The 24996-nt window shown below is 69.8% G+C and carries 26 protein-coding genes; 8 read left to right on the top strand and 18 right to left on the bottom strand.

What is annotated here, in order from left to right:
• Positions 1-2 precede the first annotated feature (2 nt).
• Entirely contained in the window at positions 3-335 is a 333-nt protein-coding gene (locus tag ACFU3E_RS20875) for an ATP/GTP-binding protein (RefSeq protein ID WP_384160069.1), read from the bottom strand.
• Between the two features lie 277 nt (positions 336-612).
• On the opposite strand from ACFU3E_RS20875, the gene ACFU3E_RS20870 reads away from it, so the two are divergent.
• Positions 613-1641, top strand: a complete 1029-nt coding sequence (locus tag ACFU3E_RS20870) for an LLM class flavin-dependent oxidoreductase (protein WP_384160066.1) — start codon at positions 613-615, stop codon at positions 1639-1641.
• Between the two features lie 84 nt (positions 1642-1725).
• On the opposite strand, the gene ACFU3E_RS20865 is transcribed toward ACFU3E_RS20870, so the two are convergent.
• Positions 1726-2118 (bottom strand): SCO5389 family protein, encoded by a 393-nt coding sequence (locus ACFU3E_RS20865; protein ID WP_030246492.1) that lies wholly within the window; start codon positions 2116-2118, stop codon positions 1726-1728.
• Between the two features lie 254 nt (positions 2119-2372).
• On the opposite strand from ACFU3E_RS20865, the gene nucS reads away from it, so the two are divergent.
• Positions 2373-3044 (top strand): endonuclease NucS, encoded by a 672-nt coding sequence (gene nucS, locus ACFU3E_RS20860; RefSeq protein WP_033312972.1) that lies wholly within the window; start codon positions 2373-2375, stop codon positions 3042-3044.
• A 75-nt stretch (positions 3045-3119) separates the two neighbouring features.
• Here nucS and ACFU3E_RS20855 read toward each other — a convergent pair whose 3' ends face one another.
• The 4 genes from ACFU3E_RS20855 to ACFU3E_RS20840 all read right to left on the bottom strand — a co-directional run bounded on the left by ACFU3E_RS20855 (position 3120) and on the right by ACFU3E_RS20840 (position 7975).
• Positions 3120-5627, bottom strand: coding sequence for an ATP-binding protein (locus tag ACFU3E_RS20855; protein WP_384160063.1), 2508 nt, complete (start codon positions 5625-5627; stop codon positions 3120-3122).
• A 267-nt stretch (positions 5628-5894) separates the two neighbouring features.
• Positions 5895-6218 carry an STAS domain-containing protein gene (locus ACFU3E_RS20850; RefSeq protein WP_003993003.1) on the bottom strand — a complete coding sequence of 108 codons (324 nt, stop codon included), beginning with the start codon at positions 6216-6218 and terminating at the stop codon, positions 5895-5897.
• 150 nt (positions 6219-6368) lie between these two features.
• A complete protein-coding gene (locus ACFU3E_RS20845) occupies positions 6369-7217 on the bottom strand; it encodes a 3-hydroxyacyl-CoA dehydrogenase family protein (protein WP_283972419.1) in 849 nt (282 codons plus the stop codon).
• A 116-nt stretch (positions 7218-7333) separates the two neighbouring features.
• Positions 7334-7975, bottom strand: a complete 642-nt coding sequence (locus tag ACFU3E_RS20840; protein WP_384160059.1) for a TetR/AcrR family transcriptional regulator — start codon at positions 7973-7975, stop codon at positions 7334-7336.
• A gap of 79 nt (positions 7976-8054) precedes the next feature.
• Between ACFU3E_RS20840 and ACFU3E_RS20835 the strand changes: the two genes are divergently transcribed.
• Genes ACFU3E_RS20835 through ACFU3E_RS20825 form a run of 3 tightly spaced genes read left to right on the top strand, consistent with a single transcriptional unit; the run spans position 8055 to position 10190 of the window.
• Positions 8055-8837, top strand: coding sequence for an ABC transporter ATP-binding protein (locus ACFU3E_RS20835; protein WP_384160056.1), 783 nt, complete (start codon positions 8055-8057; stop codon positions 8835-8837).
• Positions 8838-8854: 17 nt separating this feature from the next.
• The gene (locus ACFU3E_RS20830) at positions 8855-9604 is read left to right on the top strand and encodes an ABC transporter permease (RefSeq protein WP_384160053.1); all 750 of its coding nucleotides are present in this window, start codon (positions 8855-8857) and stop codon (positions 9602-9604) included.
• 13 nt (positions 9605-9617) lie between these two features.
• A complete protein-coding gene (locus tag ACFU3E_RS20825) occupies positions 9618-10190 on the top strand; it encodes a cob(I)yrinic acid a,c-diamide adenosyltransferase (RefSeq protein WP_384160049.1) in 573 nt (190 codons plus the stop codon).
• A gap of 63 nt (positions 10191-10253) precedes the next feature.
• On the opposite strand, the gene ACFU3E_RS20820 is transcribed toward ACFU3E_RS20825, so the two are convergent.
• On the bottom strand, positions 10254-10835 hold the full coding sequence (locus ACFU3E_RS20820) for a hypothetical protein (RefSeq protein WP_384160046.1): 582 nt from the start codon (positions 10833-10835) through the stop codon (positions 10254-10256).
• 152 nt (positions 10836-10987) lie between these two features.
• Between ACFU3E_RS20820 and ACFU3E_RS20815 the strand changes: the two genes are divergently transcribed.
• The 3 genes from ACFU3E_RS20815 to ACFU3E_RS20805 all read left to right on the top strand — a co-directional run bounded on the left by ACFU3E_RS20815 (position 10988) and on the right by ACFU3E_RS20805 (position 14778).
• On the top strand, positions 10988-12181 hold the full coding sequence (locus ACFU3E_RS20815; protein WP_384160043.1) for a sensor histidine kinase: 1194 nt from the start codon (positions 10988-10990) through the stop codon (positions 12179-12181).
• On the top strand, positions 12178-12819 hold the full coding sequence (locus ACFU3E_RS20810; RefSeq protein ID WP_384160040.1) for a response regulator: 642 nt from the start codon (positions 12178-12180) through the stop codon (positions 12817-12819). Before ACFU3E_RS20815 ends, ACFU3E_RS20810 begins: the two co-directional genes overlap by 4 nt.
• A 126-nt stretch (positions 12820-12945) precedes the next feature.
• A complete protein-coding gene (locus tag ACFU3E_RS20805) occupies positions 12946-14778 on the top strand; it encodes a glycosyl hydrolase family 18 protein (protein WP_384160037.1) in 1833 nt (610 codons plus the stop codon).
• 101 nt (positions 14779-14879) lie between these two features.
• On the opposite strand, the gene ACFU3E_RS20800 is transcribed toward ACFU3E_RS20805, so the two are convergent.
• From ACFU3E_RS20800 to ACFU3E_RS20750, 11 genes are all read right to left on the bottom strand, one after another.
• Positions 14880-15326 (bottom strand): DUF2550 domain-containing protein, encoded by a 447-nt coding sequence (locus ACFU3E_RS20800; protein WP_384160034.1) that lies wholly within the window; start codon positions 15324-15326, stop codon positions 14880-14882.
• Positions 15327-15456: 130 nt separating this feature from the next.
• Positions 15457-15834, bottom strand: coding sequence for a F0F1 ATP synthase subunit epsilon (locus ACFU3E_RS20795; RefSeq protein ID WP_384160031.1), 378 nt, complete (start codon positions 15832-15834; stop codon positions 15457-15459).
• A gap of 117 nt (positions 15835-15951) precedes the next feature.
• Complete coding sequence (gene atpD, locus ACFU3E_RS20790) at positions 15952-17388, bottom strand: F0F1 ATP synthase subunit beta (protein WP_384160028.1); 1437 nt, start codon at positions 17386-17388, stop codon at positions 15952-15954.
• The gene (locus ACFU3E_RS20785) at positions 17389-18306 is read right to left on the bottom strand and encodes a F0F1 ATP synthase subunit gamma (RefSeq protein ID WP_384160025.1); all 918 of its coding nucleotides are present in this window, start codon (positions 18304-18306) and stop codon (positions 17389-17391) included.
• 20 nt (positions 18307-18326) lie between these two features.
• Complete coding sequence (atpA, locus tag ACFU3E_RS20780) at positions 18327-19916, bottom strand: F0F1 ATP synthase subunit alpha (protein ID WP_384160022.1); 1590 nt, start codon at positions 19914-19916, stop codon at positions 18327-18329.
• Between the two features lie 126 nt (positions 19917-20042).
• The gene (locus ACFU3E_RS20775; RefSeq protein ID WP_384160020.1) at positions 20043-20858 is read right to left on the bottom strand and encodes a F0F1 ATP synthase subunit delta; all 816 of its coding nucleotides are present in this window, start codon (positions 20856-20858) and stop codon (positions 20043-20045) included.
• Complete coding sequence (locus ACFU3E_RS20770; protein WP_086852629.1) at positions 20855-21403, bottom strand: F0F1 ATP synthase subunit B; 549 nt, start codon at positions 21401-21403, stop codon at positions 20855-20857. The genes ACFU3E_RS20775 and ACFU3E_RS20770 overlap by 4 nt, the downstream gene beginning before the upstream one ends.
• A 38-nt stretch (positions 21404-21441) precedes the next feature.
• Positions 21442-21678, bottom strand: coding sequence for an ATP synthase subunit C (locus tag ACFU3E_RS20765; RefSeq protein WP_031104199.1), 237 nt, complete (start codon positions 21676-21678; stop codon positions 21442-21444).
• A gap of 79 nt (positions 21679-21757) precedes the next feature.
• Positions 21758-22525: a F0F1 ATP synthase subunit A gene (atpB, locus tag ACFU3E_RS20760; protein ID WP_384160220.1), complete on the bottom strand. Its 768-nt coding sequence runs from the start codon at positions 22523-22525 to the stop codon at positions 21758-21760.
• Between the two features lie 273 nt (positions 22526-22798).
• The gene (locus ACFU3E_RS20755) at positions 22799-23236 is read right to left on the bottom strand and encodes a hypothetical protein (RefSeq protein ID WP_384160016.1); all 438 of its coding nucleotides are present in this window, start codon (positions 23234-23236) and stop codon (positions 22799-22801) included.
• A gap of 298 nt (positions 23237-23534) precedes the next feature.
• A complete protein-coding gene (locus tag ACFU3E_RS20750) occupies positions 23535-24875 on the bottom strand; it encodes an MraY family glycosyltransferase (protein ID WP_384160013.1) in 1341 nt (446 codons plus the stop codon).
• Positions 24876-24996 lie beyond the last annotated feature (121 nt).

Below are 24996 nucleotides of genomic sequence, written 5' to 3'. Positions count from 1 at the left end.
CCTCAGAACCTCGGCGCGTTACGGGACCGCCGCACCCCCGGGGTGCGGCGGTCCCGCGCGTTCCAGCAGGCCTTGTGCCAGTGCCGGCGGTCGTCGATGCCCGTGTGCTCCCCCCAGGCCACCACGTGCGGCACCCCGTCGGGGATCATCTGGTCGCAGCCGGGGCAGCGGTACGACTTGCCCTGCGCGCTCGCGCCGGCCACGTGGCGCACGCTCCAGTTCTCGCCCTGCCAGTTCTCCGAGGACTGCCATCCGCCGTAGCGGCCGGGGCGGTCGTCCTCGGCGCTCCGGCCGGACGAAGCTGCGCCCTTGGGTCGGTTGCGACGCGGGGACACGGGACACCTCTCGGGGCTATACAGGAAGCACGGGCCGCATCCAGCCTACGCGGCGCGTACCGGGGTACGCGTACGGCACCAATCGCCATAAGGACCTCTAAGTCCCTCTCGGGCGCGGCGGGCCCGCCCCGGGTGCCCTCCCCTCGGGACTCCCGGCGGAACGCCCCATTCTGCAGACAATCCGCAAAATACTCCGCCCGGCCGTGTCCTCGGCACGTGTCAGACGGTTATGCGCTGTGGGGGAGCTCCGTGTCGGAGCCAAGGAAGCAGGAAAGCAATGCGCGTTGGAAGTTTCGTGTTGGCGGCCCAGTTCCCCGGTCAGGGCGAGGGAGAGGCGCTGCATCGCGCGGTCCGCTCGGCCGAGGTGGCCGAGGAGGCCGGGCTCGACACGGTCTGGCTGGCCGAGCACCACTTCGTGCCGTACGGCACGTGCCCGTCGGCCATCACCCTGGCCGCCTTACTGCTGGGCCGCACCCGCCGCATCCGGGTCGGTACGGCGGTCAGTGTCCTGCCCACCGTCCACCCCGTGGCCCTCGGTGAACAGGCCGCGCTGCTGCACCACACGAGCGGCGGCCGGTTCACGCTCGGTGTCGGGCGCGGTGGCCCGTGGGTCGACCTGGAGGTGTTCGGCGCGGGCCTGGAGGCGTACGAGCAGGGCTTCCCGGAGTCCCTGGAGCTTCTGGCGCGGTGGCTGCGCGAGTCGTCCGTGGCGGCCGACGGGGAGCGCTTCCGCTTCCGTGAAGTCCCGGTGGTGCCGCGGCCGTCGGAGGCCCTGACGGAGGTCGCGGGACCCGAGCTCGTCGTCGCCTGCACGTCGCCGGCGAGTGTGCGGCTGGCGGCCGAGCGGGGTCTGTCGATGCTGCTCGGGATGCACGTGGGGGACGAGGAGAAGGCCGAGATGGTCGCGCTGTGGCGGCAGCACGCGCGGGCGTGCGGACGCTCCGCGGAGGAGGTCCACGGCGCGTCCCATGTGTCGGCCGGTGTCTGCCAGATCGCGGACCGGCGGGTCGATGCGGCGGAGACGCTGATGAAGGCGATGCCGGGCTGGCTGAAGCAGGGCCTCGAAGCCCATGTCACGGTCGACGGGCGCACCCGCCGGATGCGCGACCCTCTGGCATACACCGAACTGCTCTGCGGGCTGCACCCCGTGGGCACTCCGCGACTGTGCGCGGACCGGCTGGCGGCGACCAGCGAGCGGACGGGCATCTCCCGCTTCGCGCTGCTCGTCGAGGGATCCGGAGACCTGGCGGCGACCGAGGAGAACGTGCGGCGGCTGGGCGCCGAGGTGCTCCCCCAACTCGCCTGAGATCACGATGGATTCCTGGGAGCTTGCCGCTCCGGTACAGAACTGCACCTCCCGCGTACGGAGCGGCAAGCAAGTGGCGCCGCGTCAGCAGTCCCGGAACTCGGGCGACTGGTTCAGCACCTGACTGCGGACCGAGGTGAAGCGGCCCAGCTTCTCGTCCACCGAGGAGTCGAGCGGGAACACGGCCACCCGGTGGCAGTTCTGGAAGGCCAGGCGCACACCGAAGTGCCGTTGCAGCGCGCCGCGTATCGCGTCACTCGCAAGCGCACGCAGCAGCTGACCGCGTGCCTGCTCGTCCGGCGGGGGCGTCTGGTTGTCGGCGAACGCGCCGCCGTCCACCTTCAGCTGGGCCACCAGTGAGCTGATCATCTCCCACGCATAGGGCAGGGAGGTCCGGACGCAGTCGACGAATTCCGCTTCGTCGACCTCGCCTCGCTCGGCCTGTTCGAGTAGGGCCGGTGAGACGTCGAGCGACATGAGTTCTCCTCTCGCACCCCCGACGAGCGGGGGTTGCCGGACAGATAGGGAGAGTTCGCGATATCCGGACACGCTGCGTACACGCCTCGCGACCTCCCGTTCATACGGTAAGCACGGTACGGTGACGGCACCAGGAAAATGCGCAGATGAGACACTCCCGCTGAGCACACCATGCACACAATCGGCCATTACTGAACATGCGTTTTCCAGGGCGAATCGCGTCGACAGGTGCCCGTCGAGTAGCGTTGCCGACCATGCGTCTCGTCATTGCCCGCTGCTCCGTGGACTACGCCGGGCGGCTCACCGCCCACCTTCCCTCGGCCCCGCGCCTGATCCTGGTGAAGGCGGACGGCAGCGTCTCGATCCACGCCGACGACCGGGCCTACAAGCCCCTGAACTGGATGTCGCCGCCCTGCACGCTGAAGGAGGGCACCGGTGAGGAAGAGGGCGTCTGGACCGTCGTCAACAAGGCGGGCGAAAAGCTCATCATCACGATGGAGGAAGTCCTCCACGACTCCTCGCACGAACTGGGCGTCGATCCCGGCCTGATCAAGGACGGCGTGGAAGCGCACCTCCAGGAACTGCTCGCCGACCGCATCGAGACACTCGGCGAGGGCTACACGCTGATCCGCCGCGAGTACCCGACGGCCATCGGACCGGTCGACATCCTGTGCCGGGACGCCGACGGCAAGACCGTCGCCGTGGAGATCAAGCGGCGCGGTGAGATCGACGGCGTGGAGCAGCTCACGCGCTATCTGGAGCTGCTGAACCGCGATCCCCATCTCGCCCCGGTGCGCGGCGTCTTCGCGGCCCAGGAGATCAAGCCCCAGGCCCGCGTCCTCGCGACCGACCGCGGCATCGGCTGCCAGGTCCTCGACTACGACGCGCTGCGGGGCATCGAGGACGACAAGCTGCGGCTGTTCTGACCGCCCGTACGACGACGAACAGGGCCGGGTCCGTTCCGCGGACCCGGCCCTGACGTGTGTACGGGTGTACGGGTGTCAGATCACCGTCTCCGGGCTGCTCGGCGAGCCCGTGGTGCTCTGCGGCGCGCTCGCCGAGGTGCTCGTGGGAGCGCTCGGCGCCGGGCCGCTGGCCGAGTCGGACATGGACGGGCTGGTCGTCGGCGGCTCCGAGGTGGGCGGCTCGGAGGTGGGCGGTTCCGAGGTCGGCGGCTCGGAGGTCGGCGGCCTGGACGTCGGCGGCCTCGACGTCGCGGGGGGCTTGGACGTCACAGGCGGCTTGGACGTGGACGGCGGCTCCGAGGACGACGGCGACTTCGACGGCGACGCGGAACCACTCGGGTCCCGCGAACCGCTCGGGGTGTCCGTCGGCGTCGGGTCGTCCGACGTGCCGGGTGTGCCGTCCGGGCCCGGGTCCGTCGGGCGGGCGGGCGCCTCACCGGGGGCTCCGCCGTCGTTCGCCGGCCGGTCGGCGCCCAGACTTCCGTCGTTGACGCCCTGGCTGGCGGAGGGGTTGACGCCGACCTGGTCGGACGGCGGGTTCTGGTCGTTGTCGGAGGTGGCGCCGAGCGTCACCACCGTGCCGAGGACGGCGACGAGCAGCGCACCGGCACCGGCGCCCACGAGATTGCGCCGGGCCAGGCCCTTGAGACCGCCGCGCGCCTTACGCGAGGGCGTGGGCGTGGGCGAGCTGCGGTGGGTGACCAGGGCCGGGGAGGGCGGCTGCTGGAGCGTCGGGAAGGCCGCCGGAACGCCACCGGGCGGGGACGCCGACTCCTCTCCACGGGCGTCGGGCACCTCCTCCGCCGCGGTCGGTCCGAGCCCGATCGGCGTGCCCGCGCGGTCGGCGACCAGGGCGAGGGCACGGCGCCCGGCCACGGTGCCGCGCTTGTCGGCGAGGGCGCCGCGCAGGCCGATGGAGGCCTCCAGTTCGGCGCGGGCCCGGTCGAGCTGCCCGCCGCACAGGGCGAGGACGCCGAGCTCGTGGTGGAAGTAGGCCTCCTCGCCGACGTCCCCGGCGAGCCGGGCGGCCTCGGCACCGGCCCGCAGGGCCCGCTCCCAGGCGCTCCAGTGCAGTCCGGCGGCGAACGCGGGCGCGGCGGTGCGGGCCAGGTGCACGGCCGCGCTCTCCTCGCCTTCGGCGGGCGGCCGGGTGGCCGGTCCGAGGACGGCCAGGGCGGCGAGAACCGCGTCGGCCTCGGCGCACACCCGCTCCGGGGTGACCGAGGGGTGTCCGGCCCACCAGGAGTAGTGCTGGGCGGCGCTGCGGGCACCGGCCTCGGCCTCGTCGGCGTACCCGGCGGCCTCCAGCTGGGCCGGCACGCCGGCCGCGAGGCGGTAGCGGGAGCCGGCCGGGGAGACCAGGCCGCAGGCGGCCAGTTCGCCGAGCGCGGCGTCCGCGTGGGTGTCGCCGACCAGGGCGGGCAGATGCGCCTGGTGCGGGACCTCGCCGCCCAGGGCGATGGCGAACCGCAGGGTGGCGCGGGCGGAGGCGCTCAGCCGGGAGGCGAGCAGCGGCGCGGGCGCGGCGGCCTCGCCCAGCGCGGGCAGCGGCACGTCGTCAGCGAGGTCGCAGGCCTCGGCGGTGTCGGCCGGGGGCGCGTCCTCGAAGACGCCGAACTCGTCGACGGCACTGGTTCCGGCGCGCAGCCGGTCGCGCTGCCGCAGCAGGGCGCCTGCCTGGACGAAGCGCAGCGGCAGGCCCTCGGACTCGAACCAGAGGTCGCCCGCCCAGTTGGACTCGTCCTCGGTGAGGGTCCGGCCGACGGCGTGTTCCAGCAGGTCGAGCCCGGCCGCCCGCTCCAGTCCGCCGAGGAGGACCTCCTCGACGCCGGCGTCGGCGGAGGGAGCCGGCACGTCCGGGGTGGCGCCGAGCAGGAAGGCGCACTCGGGGGTGGCCTCCAGCAGCTCGTCGAGCGCGGCGCCGCCGAACTCCAGGTCGTCGAGGACGACGACCGCACCGATCTCACGGACGTAGGTGAGCAGTTCGTCCCGGTCCGGGCGGTGCAGCGGGGCGTTGTACACGGCGTGGAACAGGTCGTACAGCAGGTCACCGGAGGTGCGCCCGTAGCCGTTGAGGCGGACGACGCCGTCGGGGGCGAGGTCGGAGCAGTCCTCGGCGACGAGGTCGAGGAGGCGGGTGCGGCCGGAGCCGGCCGCACCGGTGAGGCGGGTGGAGCGGCCACGGGCCAGCAGGCGCACCAGGCGCTCGCGTTCGTCCTGGCGGGCCAGCAGCGGCAGCGCGGGCTGTGCGGGGCCTGGCGGGACGGGCGGGCGGGCGGCGCGCTCGGCCTCTGCGCGCTCGGCCGCGGTGAGCTTCACGGGCCGGGCGGGCCGTTCGGCGGGCGGGCAGGCCTCTATCTCACTGCCGTCCACGGGGTTGACGGTCAGCAGGAAGTCGCCGGAGACGAGCTGCACCGTGCGGGCGAGCGCCGGCGCGTGCTGTGCGAAGTCCGGCGTGAGGGAGTCCCTGGGAGGGCGCTGGCGCGGCGCAGGGCCGTCACCTTCGTGGCCGTACTCCTCGGGTCCCTGGTTGTCAGGATCCATAGGTCAAGCCCCCCAAAAGCGTGTGTGTGCCTGGAAAAGCCCCTCCCGGCCTTGCTGCACACCGCGCTGTCGCTTCTGGTCCGGTCCCGCTCGAAGGGTTTCAAGGCAGCGGGCAGCCGAACCCTAAACCTTCGCACAGTATCTACGACAGTCCGGGGTACCGCGCCGTCCGTAACGTCACGGTCTCGTGAGGATTGTGCGCGCCGCACGATTCGACGACGTGCGTCCGGGTCTCCCCGGTCGCCCGGCTCACACCTGTACGAGGCGTCACACGCGGGGAAGGGTCTCCACTCCGATACCGCCCTCGATCGCCAGGATCCGGTGCAGGCGGGTGGCCACCAGCAGGCGCTGCATCTGCGGCGGTACTCCGCGCAGCACCAGGCGGCGGCCGCAGCGGCCGGCCCGCCGGTGGGCCCCCATGATCACGCCGAGTCCGGTGGCGTCCCAGGAGTCCAGTTCGGACAGGTCGAGCACCAGGTCTCCGACTCCGTCGTCGACGGCCGAGTGCAGGACCGTACGGGCGTCCGCCGCGCTCCGGACGTCGAGGCGGCCCCCGACGACCAGCTCGGCGTGGTCGCCCCTGATGTGCATATGCGCTCCCCGTGCGTGCGAATCGTGCTCCGCGTTCTGATGTGGGTGATGCAACCTCTGACTGTGTGGAGGAGTCAGAGGTTGCTTCCTGTAAGCGAACCGATACCGAATTCACCCTGGGGTGTGATGGGTCCCGGGGCATGTGCGGTTTCAGTGCTTGTAGAAGCCCTGCCCGCTCTTGCGGCCGATGTCACCGGCGTCAACCATCCGGCGCATCGCCTCGGGAGCCGCGAACTTCTCGTCCTGGGACTCGGTGTAGATGTTGTTCGTGGCGTGCAGCAGGATGTCGACGCCCGTCAGGTCCGCCGTCGCCAGCGGGCCCATGGCGTGGCCGAAGCCCAGTTTGCAGGCCAGGTCGATGTCCTCGGCGCTGGCCACACCGGACTCCTGCAGCTTCGCGGCCTCGACGACCAGGGCGCAGATGAGACGGGTCGTCACGAAGCCGGCGACGTCGCGGTTGACGACGATGCAGGTCTTGCCGACCGACTCGGCGAACTCCCGGGCCGTGGCGAGGGTTTCGTCGCTGGTCTTGTAGCCGCGGACGAGTTCGCACAGCTGCATCATCGGCACCGGCGAGAAGAAGTGCGTGCCGACGACCCGCTCCGGGCGCTCCGTGGCCGCCGCGATCTTGGTGATCGGGATGGCGGAGGTGTTGGAGGCGAGGATCGCCTCGTCCTTCACGATCTTGTCGAGCGCGCGGAAGATCTCGTGCTTGACCTCGAGCTTCTCGAAGACGGCCTCGACGACCACGTCCGCGTCGGCCGCGGCGTCCAGGTCGGTGGTCGCGGTGATGCGGGCCAGGGCGGCGTCGGCGTCGTGCGCTTCCAGCTTGCCCTTGGCGACGAACTTGTCGTACGACGCCTTGATGCCGTCGGTGCCCCGCGTCAGCGCCTCGTCGGTGACATCCCGCAGGACCACCTCCCAGCCCGCCTGTGCGGAGACCTGGGCGATGCCGGATCCCATGAGGCCGGCTCCGATGACGGCGAGCTTCCGTGCCACTGTGCGACTCCCCTGACGCGCTGCTTATGTCTGCCTCTCGGGCGGAGACTAGCGCTCGTGAGAGTGCGTGTGAGCGCTTAGTAACGCGTTTCACGTCTCACGACGTGAGACACGCGTCACGCGCCGCCTCGTACGGCGTAGTTGAGCACCTTCTCACTCAACAGCTCCTCGATGCCGTCGAGGAGGACGAGCATTTCCCGTGACACTTCGTCCGGTTTGCGCCCCTTGGTCATCTCGCGGCCGATCGCGACGAAGACGGTGCCGTGGACCCAGCAGATCTGACCGGCGATCAGCCTCGGCAGCGGGTCACCGGCCTCGGCGCTCAACTCCTCGCGGAGCGTCGTCTCCAGGTTGTCCTGGACCTCCTGCTGCATGCGCCACAGCCGGGAGCGCAGCGGCGGGGCCTCGTCGATGCAGCGCATGAAACGGTCATAACCCTCGATCAGACCCATCCGAGGCGAGACGGCCTCGATCTCGGCGCGCAGTTCGCGCAGCACCGCCCGGGCGGCCGACTCCCCCGCGTCCCGGCCGCGCACCCAGCGGGAGAGCCGGTCGACGACACCCTGGGACCGGTCGAAGAAGAGGTCCTCCTTGGCCGGGAAGTAGTTGTAGACGGTGTTCACCGAGACGTCGGCCGCTTCCGCCACGTCCGCGATCGTCACCGTCACGAACCCGCGCTCCAGGAACAGTCCGGTGGCGATGTCCGAGATGCGCTGCCTGGTCTCACGCTTCTTCCGCTCCCTGAGCCCCTCAGCCATGTCCGAATCCTAACTTCCCTGGGATCGATGAAAATTTGGAGTCATTGCAAACTTTAAGAGACTCTGTTTTTCTGTGGGCATGGCAATCATCAGTGCGGCCGGACTGGCCCGTACCTTCCAGACCAGGAACGGCCCCGTGGAGGCCGTGCGCGGTGTCGACCTGACCGTCCGCGAGGGCGAGATCCTCGGCTTCCTCGGCCCGAACGGAGCCGGCAAGACGACGACCCTGCGGATGCTGACGACCCTGCTGGAACCGACCGGCGGCGCCGCCACCGTCGCGGGCCACGACCTGGCGACCGACCCCGCCGGGGTGCGACGGGCCTGCGGATACGTGGCGCAGTCCGGCGGGGTCGACGAGCAGATCACCGTGCGGGAGGAACTGGTCACCCAGGGGCGGCTGTACCGGCTGACGAAGACCGAGGCCGTCGGGCGCGCCGGGGAACTGGCCCGCGACCTGGACCTCACCGAACTGCTCGACCGCAGGTGTGCCACGCTCTCCGGCGGGCAACGGCGCCGCCTGGATATCGCGATGGCGCTCACCCACCGCCCGAAGGTGCTGTTCCTCGACGAGCCGACGACCGGTCTCGACCCCGGCAGCCGGGCCGACCTGTGGGACCTGGTGCGCCGGCTGCGCGACGAGCACGGCACGACCGTCTTCCTGACCACCCACTACCTCGACGAGGCCGACGCCCTCTCCGACCGGCTGGTGATCGCCGACCAGGGCGTGGTCGTCGCGGAGGGCACCCCGAGTGCGCTGAAGCTCGAGTACGGCGGCTCGCTCGACGCCTCGCTCCAGGACACCTTCCTCGCCATCACCGGCCGCGGCGCCGCCCCCGCCGACCAGACCCCCGTCGCCGTATAGACGCCAGAGGACTCACGATGCTGTTGCACGACACCGCGCTCGTCTACGGGCGCTACCTCCGCCAGTCCCTGCGCTCCCGCTTCGCGCTGCTCTTCGGCGTGCTGACGCCGCTGCTGTACCTGCTGTTCTTCGGCCCTCTGCTGACGGATCTCCCGCTGGGCGGGCAGGGCAGCTCCTGGCAGGTGCTGGTCCCCGGGCTGCTGCTTCAACTCGGTCTGTTCGGAGCGTCCTTCGCGGGTTTCTCGATCATCATCGAGAAGGGCCAGGGAGTGGTGGAGCGGATGCGGGTGACGCCCGTCAGCCGGCTCGCCCTGCTGCTGGGGCGGGTCCTGCGGGACGCGACCGTGTTCGTCTTCCAGGCGGTGCTGCTGGTGCTGGCGGCACTGGCGATGGGACTCCGGGCCCCGCTCGCGGGCGTTCTCATCGGCTTCGCGTTCGTCGCGCTGCTGACGGTGTCGCTGGCCGCGTTGTCGTACGCGCTGGCGATGAAGGTCCGCACCCCTCAGGAGTTCGGTCCGGCGGTCAACGCCATGACGATGCCCATGATGCTCCTGTCCGGCCTGATGCTGCCGATGACACTGGGGCCGAAGTGGCTGGACGTGCTGTCCCACTTCGTACCGTTCCGCTATCTGGTGGACGCGGTCCGGGACGCGTACGTCGGCTCGTACGTCACGGAGCACATGCTCTACGGCGTCGTTGTGGCGGTCGGCTTCACCGCGCTGGCCGTGACAGTGGGCACACGCGTGTTCCGAACCGCCGGAGCGTAACTACGCTGGCCGCATGGTCAATCTGACGCGCATCTACACCAGGACCGGCGACCAGGGCACCACCGCCCTCGGCGACATGAGCCGGGTCGCCAAGACCGACCTGCGGATCTCCGCGTACGCGGACGCCAACGAGGCGAACGCGGCGATCGGCACGGCCATCGCGCTGGGCGGCCTGGACGAGGAGATCGTCACGGTCCTCACCCGCGTCCAGAACGACCTGTTCGACGTGGGTGCGGACCTGTCGACGCCGGTGGTGGAGAACCCCGAGTTCCCGCCGCTGCGGGTCGAGCAGTTCTACATCGACAAGCTGGAGGCGGACTGCGACCGCTTCAACGAACAGCTGGAGAAGCTCCGCTCCTTCATCCTCCCCGGCGGTACCCCCGGCGCGGCCCTGCTCCACCAGGCCTGCACGGTGGTCCGCCGGGCGGAGCGCTCGACCTGGGCGGCACTGGAGGTGCACGGCGAGGTCATGAACCCGCTGACGGCCACCTACCTCAACCGCCTCTCCGACCTCCTGTTCATCCTCGCGAGGACGGCCAACAAGGAGGTCGGAGACGTGCTGTGGGTGCCGGGCGGCGAACGCTAGGTTCTGCCCCGCGCGGCGTGACGGAGGCCGTCGGCGGAGAGGACCCCGCCGACGAACAAGCGGTCATGGGCGGATCCTCTCCTTCGAAGGGGTGACCGCCCCTGGCTCCCCCGCCGGAGCCTTCCGCGGCCAGACCCGGTAGCTGAGCGCGATCAGTCCGTGGATGCCGGCCGCACGCCAGGCCACGGAGCGCCAGCTCTCCAGGGAGGTGACGCGGCTCGGGTCGTCGACGTACCAGATGGCGAGCTGGAGCAGCACGGTCGCGACGACGGCACCGGTCAGCGTGCCCAGCCACACCTTGCCCTCGTGGCGCGCCCGGGCCAAGCCGTAGCGGGGTGGTCCGACCGGCGGCGGCGCACCGCCGAACCGGTGGGCCGCGTGGCCGTCGAGCCACTTCACCGTGCGGTGGCCGTGGCCGACGGTGTAGCCGATGTACAGCGCGGCCAGCCCGTGCGTCCAGTTCGGGTCCGCGCCGTTCTTCAGGTCCAGCGCGGTCGCGACCAGCAGGACGACCTCCAGCAGCGGCTCGCACAGCAGCAGCGCCAGCCCCGTACGCGGCATGCGCAGCAGGTAGCGGAAGGCCAGCCCGGCCGCCAGCAGTACCCAGAAGCCGATCTCACAGGCGGCGATCAAGGCGACGATCACGGTTCGCTCCTCTCGGTCACCTCTTCAGGCTCCCGTGCGCAGCGGCCGGAGTCGTCGTCGCGACTGACGAACCCGCGGTACATCGAAAGATGCAGCGAGGGACCCTTCGCGGGGTCCACGCGCGGGGCGCGAGGGCCGTGTTGGATGGTGGCATGGCCGCACGACTCCCCCGCCCACGCCGTTTCGACGTCTACGTCGCGCTCGGCGGCCTGCTCGGCGGGTTGCTGCTCTGGGGCGTCGGTCTGGCCACCCGTCCGCACACCGAGGCGTACGTACTCCTGCCGGGCCGCTGGCCGGTCCTGCTGCCGCTGCTCGTCATGGCCGGCTGCGAGCCGCTGCGCCGCACCGCACCGCGCGCGGCCCTGCTGACCGGCACGGCCGCGATCGTCCTGGACACCGTCACCCAGGGCAACCTGGTGACGGTCCTGATGTACACGGACCTCATGTACGCGGCCGTCCTGTACGGCCCGCCCGCCTCGGCCCACCGCATCCCGCGGATCACCGGGCTGCTCTCGCTGGCGGGGGCCGTGGTGCCGTTCGCGCTGTGGCGCGAGCCGGAGGCGCTGCTGATCGGCGTGGTCACCGGCCTCGTGACGTTCGGGCCCGCCTCCACCGGCCTGATCGTCCGCAACCACCGCGAGGCCGCGGAGGCAGCCCGGCTGCGCGCCGAGCAGACCGCGCTGCTCGCCGAGATGGACCGCACCCAGGCCGTCACCGCCGAACGCGCCCGGATGGCCCGCGAACTGCACGACATGGTCGCCAACCACCTGTCCGCGATCGCCATCCACTCCACCGCCGCGCTCTCCCTGGCGGACCCGAAGACCTCCCAGGACGCCCTGGCCGTCATCCGTGAGAACAGCGTCGAGGGGCTGGCGGAGATGCGGCGGCTGATCGGGATCCTCCGGGACTCCAGCGGTGACGTCGAGCCTGTCGCCGCGCCCACCCTCGACGGACTCGGCGCACTGGTCGAGAGCGCCCGCGCCAACGGCCTCGACATCACCCTCGACGCGGCCCACGGCACGGTCCCCGCGCCCGTCGAACTCGCCGCCTACCGCATCGTGCAGGAGTCCCTCACCAACGCCCTGAAGCACGCCGGGCCCGGCCGGGTCACCGTCGCCCTCGCCCGGCAGAACGGTGCGCTGACCGTCTCGGTGACCAGCCCCCACGGTGACCGGGACCAGCCGGGCGCCCCCGGCTCCGGCGCCGGGCTCATCGGCATGCGCGAGCGCACTGCCCTGCTGGACGGCACGTTCGAGGCCGGCCCCGAGGACTCGGCCGACGGCAGGATCTGGGCCGTACGCGCCGCCCTCCCCGTGCACGACACCGTCGAAGGAGACACCGCATGATCCGCGTCCTGGTCGCCGAGGACCAGTCGGCCGTCCGCGCAGGACTCGTCCTCATTCTGCGCAGCGCCCCCGGCATCGAGGTGGTCGGCGAGGCGGCGGACGGCGAGCAGGCGGTGGCGCTGGCCCGTGAGCTGCGGCCGGACCTGGTGCTGATGGACGTGCAGATGCCGCGCCTCGACGGTGTGTCGGCGACCCGGCAGGTTGTCGCGGAGCGGCTGGCCGACGTGCTGGTGCTGACCACGTTCGACCTCGACGCGTACGTCTTCGGGGCGCTGCGCGCGGGTGCGTCCGGGTTCCTGCTCAAGAACGCCGAGGCGACGGAGCTGCTGGAGGCCGTACGGACGGTCGCGCGCGGGGAGGGGCTGATCGCCCCGGCGGTCACACGGCGGCTGATCGCGGAGTTCGCCGCGAAGCCCGCCCGGGAGCCCGCGGCGGATCCGGCGGTGCTCGACCAGCTGACCCGGAGAGAACGCGAGGTGCTGGCCTGCCTCGGCGAGGGGCTGTCCAACGCGGGTGTCGCCGAGCGGCTCGACATGGCCGAGGCGACCGTGAAGACCCACGTGAGCAGGCTGCTGGGGAAGCTGGGGCTGCGGAGCCGGGTGCAAGCCGCCGTGCTGGCTCAGGAGTTGGGGATCTGAGCCGAGTCCGGTGAGTGGTGGTCCAGACCTATTGACCGGTGGTCCAGACCTTTCTATTCTCACCGCACCATGAGAGTGGCGTGAGGCTCAGTCACGCCCCCCACAACTCCATCAAGGAGGCGCAGCATGCGCTTCAGACACAGAGCCGTGGCAGGCTTCGCGACCCTGCTGCTCCCGCTGGCCGGCCTCGTCGGCCTGGCCGGCCCGGCCCAGGCCGCCACGTCCGCCACGTCCGCCACCGCCACCTACGCCAAGACCCAGGACTGGGGCTCCGGCTTCGAGGGCAAGTGGACGGTGAAGAACACCGGCACCACCGCCCTCAGCTCCTGGACCGTCGAGTGGGACTTCCCCTCCGGCACGTCCGTCACCTCCTCCTGGGACGCCGACGTCACCTCTTCGGGCACCCACTGGACCGCGAAGAACAAGTCCTGGAACGGCACCCTCGCCCCCGGCGCCTCCGTCTCCTTCGGCTTCAACGGCACCGGCACCGGCTCCCCCGCGAACTGCAGACTCAACGGCGGCAGCTGCGACGGCGGCACCACGGAGCCCGGCGACAGCGCGCCGAGCGCCCCCGGCACCCCCACCGCCTCGGAGATCACCGACACCTCGGTGAAGCTGTCCTGGTCCGCCGCCACCGACGACAAGGGCGTCAGGAACTACGACGTCCTGCGCGACGGCTCCAAGGTGGCCACCGTGACGGGCACGTCGTACACCAGCACCGGCCTGACCGCCGGCACGGACTACTCCTACTCGGTCCAGGCCCGTGACACCGCCGACCAGACCGGTCCGGTCAGCGGCGCCGTCCGCGTCCGCACCACCGGTGGCACCTCCGAGCCGCCCACCGGCGACAAGATCAAGCTCGGCTACTTCACCGAGTGGGGCGTCTACGGCCGCAACTACCACGTCAAGAACCTGGTGACCTCGGGCTCGGCGTCGAAGATCACCCACATCAACTACGCGTTCGGCAACGTCAAGAACGGTCAGTGCACCGTCGACGACACCTACGCCGCCTACGACAAGGCCTACACCGCCGGCCAGTCCGTCAGCGGCACCGCCGACACCTGGGACCAGCCGCTGCGCGGCAACTTCAACCAGCTGCGCCAGCTGAAGGCCGAGTACCCGCACATCAAGGTGCTGTACTCCTTCGGCGGCTGGACCTACTCCGGCGGCTTCGGCCAGGCCGCGGCCAACCCCGCCGCGTTCGCCAAGTCCTGCAAGGCCGTCGTGGAGGACCCGCGCTGGGCCGACGTCTTCGACGGCATCGACATCGACTGGGAGTACCCCAACGCCTGCGGCCTGACCTGCGACACCTCCGGCCCGGCGGCCTTCAGGAACCTCTCTCGGGCACTGCGTGCCGAGTTCGGCCCGGACTACCTGGTCACCGCGGCCATCACCGCCGACGGCTCCTCCGGCGGCAAGATCGACGCGGCCGACTACGGCGGTGCCGCCGAGTACCTCGACTGGTACAACGTGATGACGTACGACTACTTCGGCGCCTTCGACAAGGACGGCCCGACCGCCCCGCACTCCCCGCTCACGTCCTACCCGGGGATTCCGCAGGCGGGCTTCAACTCGGCCGACGCCATCGCCAAGCTCACGGCGAAGGGCGTCCCGTCCGCCAAGCTCCTGCTCGGCATCGGCTTCTACGGCCGCGGCTGGACCGGCGTCACCCAGTCCACCCCGGGCGGATCGGCGACCGGCGCGGCTCCGGGGACGTACGAGGCGGGCATCGAGGACTACAAGGTCCTGAAGAGCGCCTGCCCGGCCACCGGCACCATCGCCGGCACGGCGTACGCGCACTGCGGCAGCAACTGGTGGTCGTACGACACTCCGGCCACCATCGGCTCGAAGATGGCGTGGGCGAAGTCCCAGGGGCTCGGCGGAGCGTTCTTCTGGGAGTTCAGCGGCGACACCGGGAACGGGGAGCTGGTGACCGCGATCGACAGCGGCCTGAAGTAGGCCGGATCAGAGAGAGGTTCGAAGGGCCATAAGGCTCAGGCGACATTGACGCTCCCCCCAGACTTCGTCCGGGGGGACCCCCACCCAGCGAGTGAGTGTGGCTACGCCACATTCACTCGCTGTCCGGGCGGGGCTGCCTCCAGCCACGCGAGGAAACCGGTCAGCGCGTCTTCGCTCATCGCGAGTTCGAGACGCGTGCCCCGGTGCAGACACGCCAGGATCACATGCTCGGAGAGCAGCGCCAGCTCCTCCTCGCCCTCCGGGACGCGGCGGCCGGCCACCTCGATCGCGGAACGCTCCAGGACACGGCGCGGCCGCGGCGAGTACGAGAAGACGCGGTACCACTCGACCCGGTCACCGTTGTACCGGGCCACCCCGTACGCCCAGCCCTTGCCGTTCGTGTCGCCCTCGGCCGGGGCGTCCCAGCGCAGGCTGGCGTCGAAGGTGCCGCCCGAGCGCTGGATCAGCCGGCGGCGCAGGCCGAAGACGAACAGGCCCACCACCACGAGGGCCACCACGATTCCGCACACAGTCAGAGCGAGGACCATCGACACCGACCTCCTCGTCTCCTAGGTAACGGAACGTAAAAATCACCCACATCCGCCTCAGCCGCGGCTGGGTCCGGATCTCTCCGGTACCCAGCCGCGGCTGAGTGACGTCATCACACGGCGGACGGGGTCAGCGCGCCGCCGTGGCAGCCCGCAGACGGGCGTCCGCGCGGCGCCGGGCCTCCGCGTCGTCCTCCGCCTTCGCGCGCTCGAGCTCCTGCTCCGCGCGCTGGACATCGATCTCGTCCGACAGCTCGGCGACTTCGGCCAGCAGCGAGAGCTTGTCGTCCGCGAACGAGATGAATCCGCCGTGAACCGCGGCGACGACCGTCCCGCCTTCACTCGTACGGATGGTCACCGGGCCCGACTCCAGCACACCGAGCAGCGGCTGGTGACCGGGCATGACGCCGATGTCGCCGGACGTGGTGCGCGCGACGACCAGGGTGGCCTGGCCGGACCAGACCTCACGGTCGGCCGCGACCAGCGCGACGTGCAGCTCAGCAGCCAAGGGTGGCTCCTCGGGTCACCACCCGGCGGGAGTGCCGGGTGTTGGTTACAAGTCTAGTAGGCGTGAATGAGGGGGCGGGACGAACCCCGCCCCCTCATGACTCGAGCACTGCCCGGGTCAGGAGACGCCCAGCTCCTTCGCGTTCTTCTTCAGGTCCTCGAGACCACCGCACATGAAGAACGCCTGCTCCGGGAAGTGGTCGTACTCGCCGTCGCAGATCGCGTTGAACGCGGCGATCGACTCGTCCAGCGGCACGTCCGAACCGTCCACACCGGTGAACTGCTTGGCGGCGTGGGTGTTCTGGGACAGGAAGCGCTCCACGCGACGGGCACGGTGGACGACGAGCTTGTCCTCCTCGCCGAGCTCGTCGATACCGAGGATCGCGATGATGTCCTGCAGGTCCTTGTACTTCTGCAGGATGTTCTTCACGCGCATCGCGGCGTTGTAGTGCTCCGCCGAGATGTACCGCGGGTCGAGGATGCGGGACGTCGAGTCCAGCGGGTCCACGGCCGGGTAGATGCCCTTCTCGGAGATCGGACGGGAGAGCACCGTCGTCGCGTCGAGGTGGGCGAAGGTGGTGGCCGGGGCCGGGTCGGTCAGGTCGTCCGCGGGGACGTAGATCGCCTGCATCGAGGTGATCGAGTGACCACGGGTCGAGGTGATGCGCTCCTGGAGGGTGCCCATCTCGTCGGCCAGGTTCGGCTGGTAGCCCACCGCGGAGGGCATACGGCCGAGCAGGGTCGACACCTCGGAACCGGCCTGGGTGAAGCGGAAGATGTTGTCGATGAAGAACAGCACGTCCTGCTTCTGGACGTCACGGAAGTACTCCGCCATCGTCAGGCCGGCCAGCGCCACGCGCAGACGGGTGCCCGGGGGCTCGTCCATCTGGCCGAAGACCAGGGCGGTCTTGTCCAGAACGCCGGACTCTTCCATCTCCGCGATGAGGTCGTTGCCCTCACGGGTGCGCTCGCCGACGCCCGCGAAGACGGAGACGCCCTCGTGGAGGTTGGCGACACGCATGATCATTTCCTGGATCAGCACGGTCTTGCCGACACCGGCACCACCGAACAGACCGATCTTGCCGCCCTTGACGTACGGGGTGAGCAGGTCGACGACCTTCAGGCCCGTCTCGAACATCTCGGTCTTCGACTCGAGCTGGTCGAACGCGGGGGCCTTGCGGTGGATGGACCAGCGCTCGCCCTCGTGGACCTCGTCGCTGTTCAGCACCTCACCGAGGGTGTTGAACACCTTGCCCTTGGTGAAGTCGCCGACCGGGACGGTGATGCCCGCGCCGGTGTCGACCACCGGGGCCTGGCGGACCAGGCCGTCGGTGGGCTGCATCGAGATGGCGCGGACCAGGCCGTCGCCCAGGTGCTGGGCGACCTCGAGGGTCAGCGTCTTCTTCTCGCCCGCCAGCGCCGGGTCGGCGACCTCGACGTGAAGGGCGTTGTAGATCTCCGGCATCGCGTCGACGGGGAACTCCACGTCGACGACCGGGCCGATGACCCGCGCGACGCGGCCCGTCGCCGTGGCCGTCTCAACAGTGGTGGTCATTTATCGGTCACTCCCCGCGGTCGCGTCGGCCAGGGCACTCGCGCCACCGACGATCTCGCTGATTTCCTGGGTGATTTCGGCCTGGCGGGCCTGGTTGGCAAGCCGGGTGAGCGTCTCGATGAGCTCTCCGGCGTTGTCGGTGGCCGACTTCATCGCGCGCCGCGTGGCGGCGTGCTTGGAGGCGGCCGACTGGAGCAGCGCGTTGTAGATGCGGCTCTCGACGTAGCGCGGCAGCAGGGCGTCCAGGACGTCCTCCGCCGAGGGCTCGAAGTCGAACAGCGGGAGGAGCTCGCCCTTGGGCGCCGCCTCCGCCGCGACCTCGTCGAGGCTGAGCGGCAGCAGCCGTGCCTCGATCGCCGTCTGCGTCATCATCGACACGAACTCGGTGTAGACGATGTGGAGCTCGTCCACGCCGCCCTCGGCGGTCTCCGTCTCGATCGCCTCGATCAGCGGGGCCGCGACCTTCTTGGCGTCCGCGTACGACGGGTCGTCGGTGAAGCCCGTGAACGACTCCGCGATCTTGCGCTCGCGGAAGTTGTAGTGGGCGACACCGCGGCGGCCGACGATGTAGCTGACGACCTCCTTGCCCTCGGCCTCCAGCTTCGCCGTGAGCCGCTCCGCGGCCTTGATGGCGTTGGCGTTGAAGGCGCCGGCCAGACCGCGGTCGCTCGTGAGGAGCAGGACCGCGGCACGGGTCGGGTTCTCCGCCTCCGTCGTCAGCGGGTGCTTGGTGTTAGAGCCGGTGGCGACCGCCGTGACCGCCCGGGTGAGCTCGGTCGCGTACGGGGTGGAGGCCGCCACCTTGCGCTGCGCCTTGACGACGCGCGAGGCGGCGATCATCTCCATCGCCTTGGTGATCTTCTTGGTCGCGGTGACGGATCGGATGCGACGCTTGTAGACCCGGAGCTGGGCTCCCATGAGTCAGGTCCCTTCCGTCGTCACTTGCCGGCAGCCGGGCTGTCCTCGCCGAGCAGCTTGCCGTCGGAGGTCTCGAACTGCTTCTTGAACTCCGCGATGGCCTCGGCGACGGCCTGAAGGGTGTCGTCGGACATCTTGCCGCCCTCGCGAATGGAGGTCATCAGACCCTGCTCCTTGCGGTGCAGGTAGTCCAGCAGCTCCTTCTCGAAGCGGCGGATGTCTGCGACGGGGACGTCGTCCATCTTGCCGGTGGTGCCGGCCCAGACGGAGACGACCTGGTCCTCGGTGGCCATCGGCTGGTACTGCGGCTGCTTGAGCAGCTCGACCATGCGCTGACCGCGCTCCAGCTGCGCCTTGGACGCGGCGTCCAGGTCGGAACCGAAGGCGGCGAACGCCTCCAGCTCACGGAACTGGGCGAGGTCCACGCGCAGACGGCCGGAAACCTGCTTCATCGCCTTGTGCTGGGCGGAACCACCGACTCGGGAGACAGAGATACCGACGTTCAGCGCGGGGCGCTGACCGGCGTTGAACAGGTCCGACTCCAGGAAGCACTGGCCGTCGGTGATGGAGATGACGTTGGTCGGGATGAACGCCGAGACGTCGTTGGCCTTCGTCTCGACGATCGGCAGACCGGTCATCGAGCCGGCACCCATCTCGTCGGAGAGCTTCGCGCAGCGCTCCAGCAGACGGGAGTGCAGGTAGAAGACGTCACCCGGGTAGGCCTCACGGCCCGGCGGGCGGCGCAGCAGCAGCGACACGGCGCGGTAGGCGTCGGCCTGCTTCGACAGGTCGTCGAAGATGATCAGGACGTGCTTGCCCTGGTACATCCAGTGCTGGCCGATGGCCGAACCGGTGTACGGCGCCAGGTACTTGAAGCCGGCCGGGTCGGACGCCGGGGCGGCGACGATGGTCGTGTACTCCAGCGCGCCGGCCTCCTCCAGAGCGCCGCGCACGCCGGCGATGGTGGAGCCCTTCTGGCCGATGGCGACGTAGATGCAGCGGACCTGCTTGTTCGGGTCGCCGGTACGCCAGTTGTCGCGCTGGTTGATGATGGTGTCGACGGCCAGGGCGGTCTTGCCGGTCTGGCGGTCACCGATGATCAGCTGACGCTGGCCACGGCCGACGGGGGTCATCGCGTCGACGGCCTTGTAGCCCGTCTCCATCGGCTCGTGCACCGACTTACGGACCATGACGCCCGGGGCCTGCAGCTCCAGGGCGCGACGGTCTTCGGTCTCGATCTCGCCGAGGCCGTCGATCGGGTTGCCGAGGGGGTCCACCACGCGGCCGAGGTAGCCCTCGCCCACCGCGACGGAGAGAACCTCACCGGTACGCTGCACCGGCTGACCCTCCTCGATACCGCTGAACTCACCGAGGACGACGCAGCCGATCTCGCGCTCCTCGAGGTTGAGGGCGAGACCGAGGCTGCCGTCCTCGAACTTCAGCAGCTCGTTGGCCATGACCGAGGGCAGACCCTCGACCTTCGCGATACCGTCGCCGGCGAAGGTGACCGTACCGACCTCCTCGCGCGAGGCCGCGTCCGGCTTGTACGCCTGGACGAAGTTCTCCAGCGCGTCCCGGATCTCCTCCGGCCGGATCGTGAGCTCCGCCATCTGGGTTCCCTGCTCTCCTTGTTGGGCCCGAAGTTTCACTTTGGGGGTCTGGGGGCGACCCCCAGGATTCTTCTGCACGGCCCAACCAGGGCCGTCGTAAGTACGTTGTGCCTATTGAGTTGCTGCTCAGCCGGCGAGCCGGCGGCTGGCGTCCTCGATGCGGTCCGCGAGGGAGCCGTTGATGACCTCGTCGCCGACCTGCACCCGGATTCCGCCGAGGACCTCGGGGTCCACGTCCAGGTTGAGGTGCATCCGGCGGCCGTAGAGCTTCGCGAGGGCGGCACCCAGGCGCTGCTTCTGCGGGTCGCTCAGCGGTACCGCCGACGTGACGATGGCCACCATGCGGTCCCGGCGGTCGGCGGCGAGCTTGGACAGGGACTCGAGTCCCGACTCCAGGCTACGTCCCCGCGGCGCGGTCACAAGGCGCGTGACCAGACGCTCGGTGGTTGACTGCGCCCGGCCGCCGAGCAGGCTGCGCAGCAGCTCGCCCTTGGCCGAGGTGGTGGCCTTGCGATCGGTCAGCGCGGCACGCAGCTCGGTGCTGCCGGAGACGATCCGGCCGAACCGGAACAGCTCGTCCTCGACGTCGTCGAGCTTGCCGGCCTGCTGCGCGGCGGTGAGGTCCGCCGTGCCGGCCAGCACCTCGAGCGCGTCCACCAGGTCGCGCGACTGCGACCAGCGGGAGCGGACCATGCCGGCCACCAGGTCGACGGCGGGGCCGCTGACCTGGGTGCCGAGCAGGCGCTGGGCCAGCTCGGCCTTGGCCTCGCCGGCCTGCGCCGGGTCGGTCAGGACCCGACGCAGCGACACCTCGCGGTCGAGCAGCGCGGTGACGGCGGCCAGCTCGTCGGCGAGCCGCGCCGCGTCGGCGGACGTGGAGTCCGTCAGCGCGTCGAGACGCTCTCGTGCGGCTGCCAGGGCATCGCGGCTCGCTCCGTTCATCGTCCGGCCTCGGCCTTCTCCTCGAGGTCGTCGAGGAACCGGTCGATCACGCGGCTCTGACGGGCGTGGTCCTCGAGGGACTCGCCGACGAGCTTGCCGGCCAGGTCGGTGGCGAGCTTGCCGACGTCCTGACGGAGCGCGGACGAGGCGGCCTTGCGGTCGGCCTCGATCTGGGCGTGACCGGCGGCGACGATCTCCTCGCGCTGACGCTGGCCCTCGGCCCGCATCTCGGCGATGAGCGCGGCACCCTGCTCCTGCGCCTCCTGGCGCAGACGCGCGGCCTCGTGCCGGGCCTCGGCGAGCTGTGCCTTGTACTGCTCAAGGACGCTCTGGGCCTCGACCTTCATGGTCTCGGCCTCTTCGATACCGCCTTCGATCGCCGCGCGGCGCTCCTCCAGAACCTTGTTGATGTTCGGAAGCAGCTTCTTCCAGAAGAAGAAGAACACGATGGCGAAGGCGATGGTGCCGACGAGCAGCTCGGGGCCCGGAGGAACGAGCGGGTTCTGCTCTTCCTCGGCCGCCAGCTGCACCAGGTTGGCGATCACATCAGTGCCTTTCGTCGATGCGTGTCAGTAAGCGGTGATTACTTACCGAACACGAACGGCATAACGATGCCGATGAGGGCGAGCGCCTCACAGAAAGCGAAGCCGAGGATCTGGTTGGCACGGATCAGGCCGGCGGCCTCGGGCTGACGGGCCAGGGCCTGGGTGCCGTTACCGAAGATGATGCCGACGCCGATGCCGGGGCCGATGGCGGAGAGGCCGTAGCCGATGGAGCCGAGCGAACCGGAGACAGCGGCGAGGGTCTCAGTGGCAGCCATGCTGTTTCTTCCTTCTCTTTCACGGACCGGCGGGGGTTGGCCACCGGACGTTCTTGGGATTTGCGGGGGCGGGTGGGGCTCAGTGGTGCTCGGCCAGAGCGCCCTGGATGTACGTGCAGGCGAGGAGCACGAAGACGTACGCCTGGACAGCCTGCACGAAGAGCTCGAAGAGGATCATGACCATGGTCATGACGAAGGAGATGCCGGCCGCCGGGATCATCCAGCTGTTCAGCAGGTACCAGGAGGCGACGGTGAACATGACCAGCATCAGGTGGCCGGCGAACATGTTCGCGAACAGTCGCACCGCGTGCGTGAACGGCCGGACGAGCAGGTTCGAGAAGAACTCGATGACCATCACGAGCGGCAGCACCGGGCCGAGCGACTTGTCGTAGCCGGTGACGTTCTTGAAGAACCCGACGAAGCCGTGCCGCTTGAAGGTCAGCGAGACCCAGGTCACGTAGACGATCGCGGCCAGCACCGCGGGGAACGCGATGATCGACGAGACCGGGAACTGCGCGAGCGGGATCACGGACCAGATGTTCATGATCCAGATGAAGAAGAAGAGCGAGACCATCAGAGGGACGTACTTCTCGCCCTCCTTCTTTCCGAGGGTCTCGTAGACGATGCCGCGGCGGACGAAGTCGTACCCCGCTTCACCGACCATCTGCAGCTTGCCCGGCACGACCTTGGCCTTGCCGAAGGCCGCGTAGAAGAAGCCGATGACGAGGATGGTGGTGATGAGGGCCAGCAGCATCACCTTGTTGAACTCGAACCCTCCAACCGTGGCAATCGGCTTGAAGAGGAACGAGTGCAGGCCCGGTGCCGGAAAACCACACCCGTCGGACATGATCCGACAGCTCCAGTCAAAGGCGAGCTGGGTCTGGTCAGCACTCACCGCGGGCTCCTTCGGCGTGACGCATAGGTACGGCAACCTCGTTGTGTCGGCGCGGCGCGCAGCCGCGGTTCGGCACGGGACTGGTGTTACGGATGTGAGGGCGGCTGAGGGGCATCGAGCCTCGCGTTCGAGCAGGCGTCAGCTCAGATGCCCGCGCCCGCGATGCCGCAGTTGGCACCGGACGATAGCAGGAGTTCCTACTGCCCTTTATCGCGCCCCTACTCGTCACGACGACGACCCGGTCTTCTCGGGCTTCTCGCTCTTCTCGGAGTCCGGGTCGATGTAGAAGATCTTGGCCTTCATATGCGCACGAGCCTGCGCGGCCATCCACACGACGGTGGCGATGACGAGCCCGAGGGCGAACGCCTTCGCGTTGAAGAGAGAGGTGTCCTTGAAGAGGGCGACGAAGATCAGCAGAAGCAGTAGCTGGGCGACATAGAGCATCAGCCCCATGGCCTGGAACAACTGCGGGAGCGTTTTTGCCGTCCACTGGAGAACGTACAGACCGATACCCATGAAGAGGATGGCCAGTACGGTGCCGACGGCCGCTCCGATGGCTCCCTTGCCTCCGGCCACCACGCCGCTGACGGCGACCACGACCACACCGGCAGCGGCTGTGGGCACAGCGCACTGCAAGAGGTTCCGGGCGTCATTGGACGGCATGGCGGCAACTCCGCTTTCGCAGGGGGCAGGGGTGTCGTCATGGACGAGCGTAGTCCCGGGCTGAGTGGAGACCTCACACCAATGGACCGTCGCACTACGGTCCTTCGGCTCTATCCGGGGGGTTCTCGTGAACCGTATCACAAACTATTTGATGCAGTCTTTACCTGAGGGTGTGCGCACTGTCACACATGAGAGTGAAGATGCGCGTCTGAGCGAGAACCTTGCCGAGATGTCTGGTATTGGGGCGCTTCGCACCCCCATCGTGACCCCACGACTTGGTAATGCTCTAGTCAGATTCTTACCTGGTCCCCGCCTTGCGCCGGTCGGACAGACGCGAGCGGGGGCCGATGGCGGTCGCCCCGTTGACACCGGCGACGCCGGACACCACGGGCGTGCGGTCCTCGGCCGGGGCGGGCTGGTCCGCCGCGGACGCTGGCGTCGAGGCCTCGGGTGAGAGGGCCGCGACCGAGCCGCGGCGCCGGTAGCGCGGCGGCACGAAGCGCTCCATCCAGCGCGGGGCGCGCGGCGTGAAGCGCGGCAGCAGAAGCAGGAGGAGACCGATCGCGCTCAGGAACACCACACCCAGCACGATCCACATGGACGCCGAGTTGACCGAGTAGGCGAGCGCACCGAAGGCGATCAGCGCCGACCAGAAGTACATGATGAGCACCGCGCGGCTGTGCGAGTGGCCGATCTCCAGCAGCCGGTGGTGCAGGTGGCCGCGGTCGGCGGCGAACGGGGACTGGCCGCGCCAGGTGCGGCGCACGATCGCCAGGATCAGGTCGGCGGCCGGCACCGCGATGATCGTCAGCGGCAGCAGCAGCGGGATGTAGACCGGCACCGTCTGGTGCACCGCCTCCTTCTCGGAACCGGCGAACAGCTTCAGCGCATCGGGGTCCACCTGCCCGGTGACGGAGATCGCGCCCGCGGCCAGGACCAGGCCGATCAGCATCGAGCCCGAGTCGCCCATGAAGATCCGCGCCGGGTGCATGTTGTGCGGCAGGAAGCCCAGACACATGCCCATCAGGATCGCCGCGAAGAGGGTGGCCGGGGCGGCGGCCTCGATGCCGTACGAGTACCAGATGCGGTAGGCGTACAGGAAGAACGCCATGGCCGCGATGCAGACCATGCCGGCCGCGAGGCCGTCCAGGCCGTCGACGAAGTTGACCGCGTTGATGGTGATGACGACCAGCGCGACCGTGAGCAGGGTGCCCTGCCACTGGGTGAGCGCGACCGAGCCGACACCCGGGATCGGCAGCCACAGGATCGTCAGACCCTGCACGACCATCACGCCCGCGGCGATCATCTGGCCGCCCAGCTTGATCAGGGCGTCGATCTCGAACTTGTCGTCCAGCACACCGATCAGCCAGATCAGGGCCGCCCCGGACAGCAGGGCCCGGGGTTCGTTCGACGTCTCGAAGACCTGGTTGAGGTTGGTCAGGTGGTCGGCGACCAGCAGGCCCGCGCACAGACCGAAGAACATCGCGATACCGCCGAGGCGCGGAGTGGGTTCGCGGTGCACGTCGCGTGCCCGGATCTCCGGCATCGCTCCGGCCACGATCGCGAACTTCCGTACCGGCCCTGTCAGCAGATACGTCACCGCGGCCGTGACGCAGAGCGTCAGGAGGTATTCACGCACGGGCTTCCCCACAGGTCTCGCTGGCCATCTCAGCCCCACACCCTAGCGATGCGCGCATACCAGTGGGGACTTCCGGGTAGCGACGATGGTTGCACGAGTGGCTGTGCACCCTGGTGCGTCT

Source organism: Streptomyces sp. NPDC057424, from assembly GCF_042803315.1.
Classification (GTDB): Bacteria; Actinomycetota; Actinomycetes; order Streptomycetales; family Streptomycetaceae; genus Streptomyces.
Note: the sequence above shows the minus strand (reverse complement) of the source record. Positions and strands in the feature narration are given on the sequence as shown.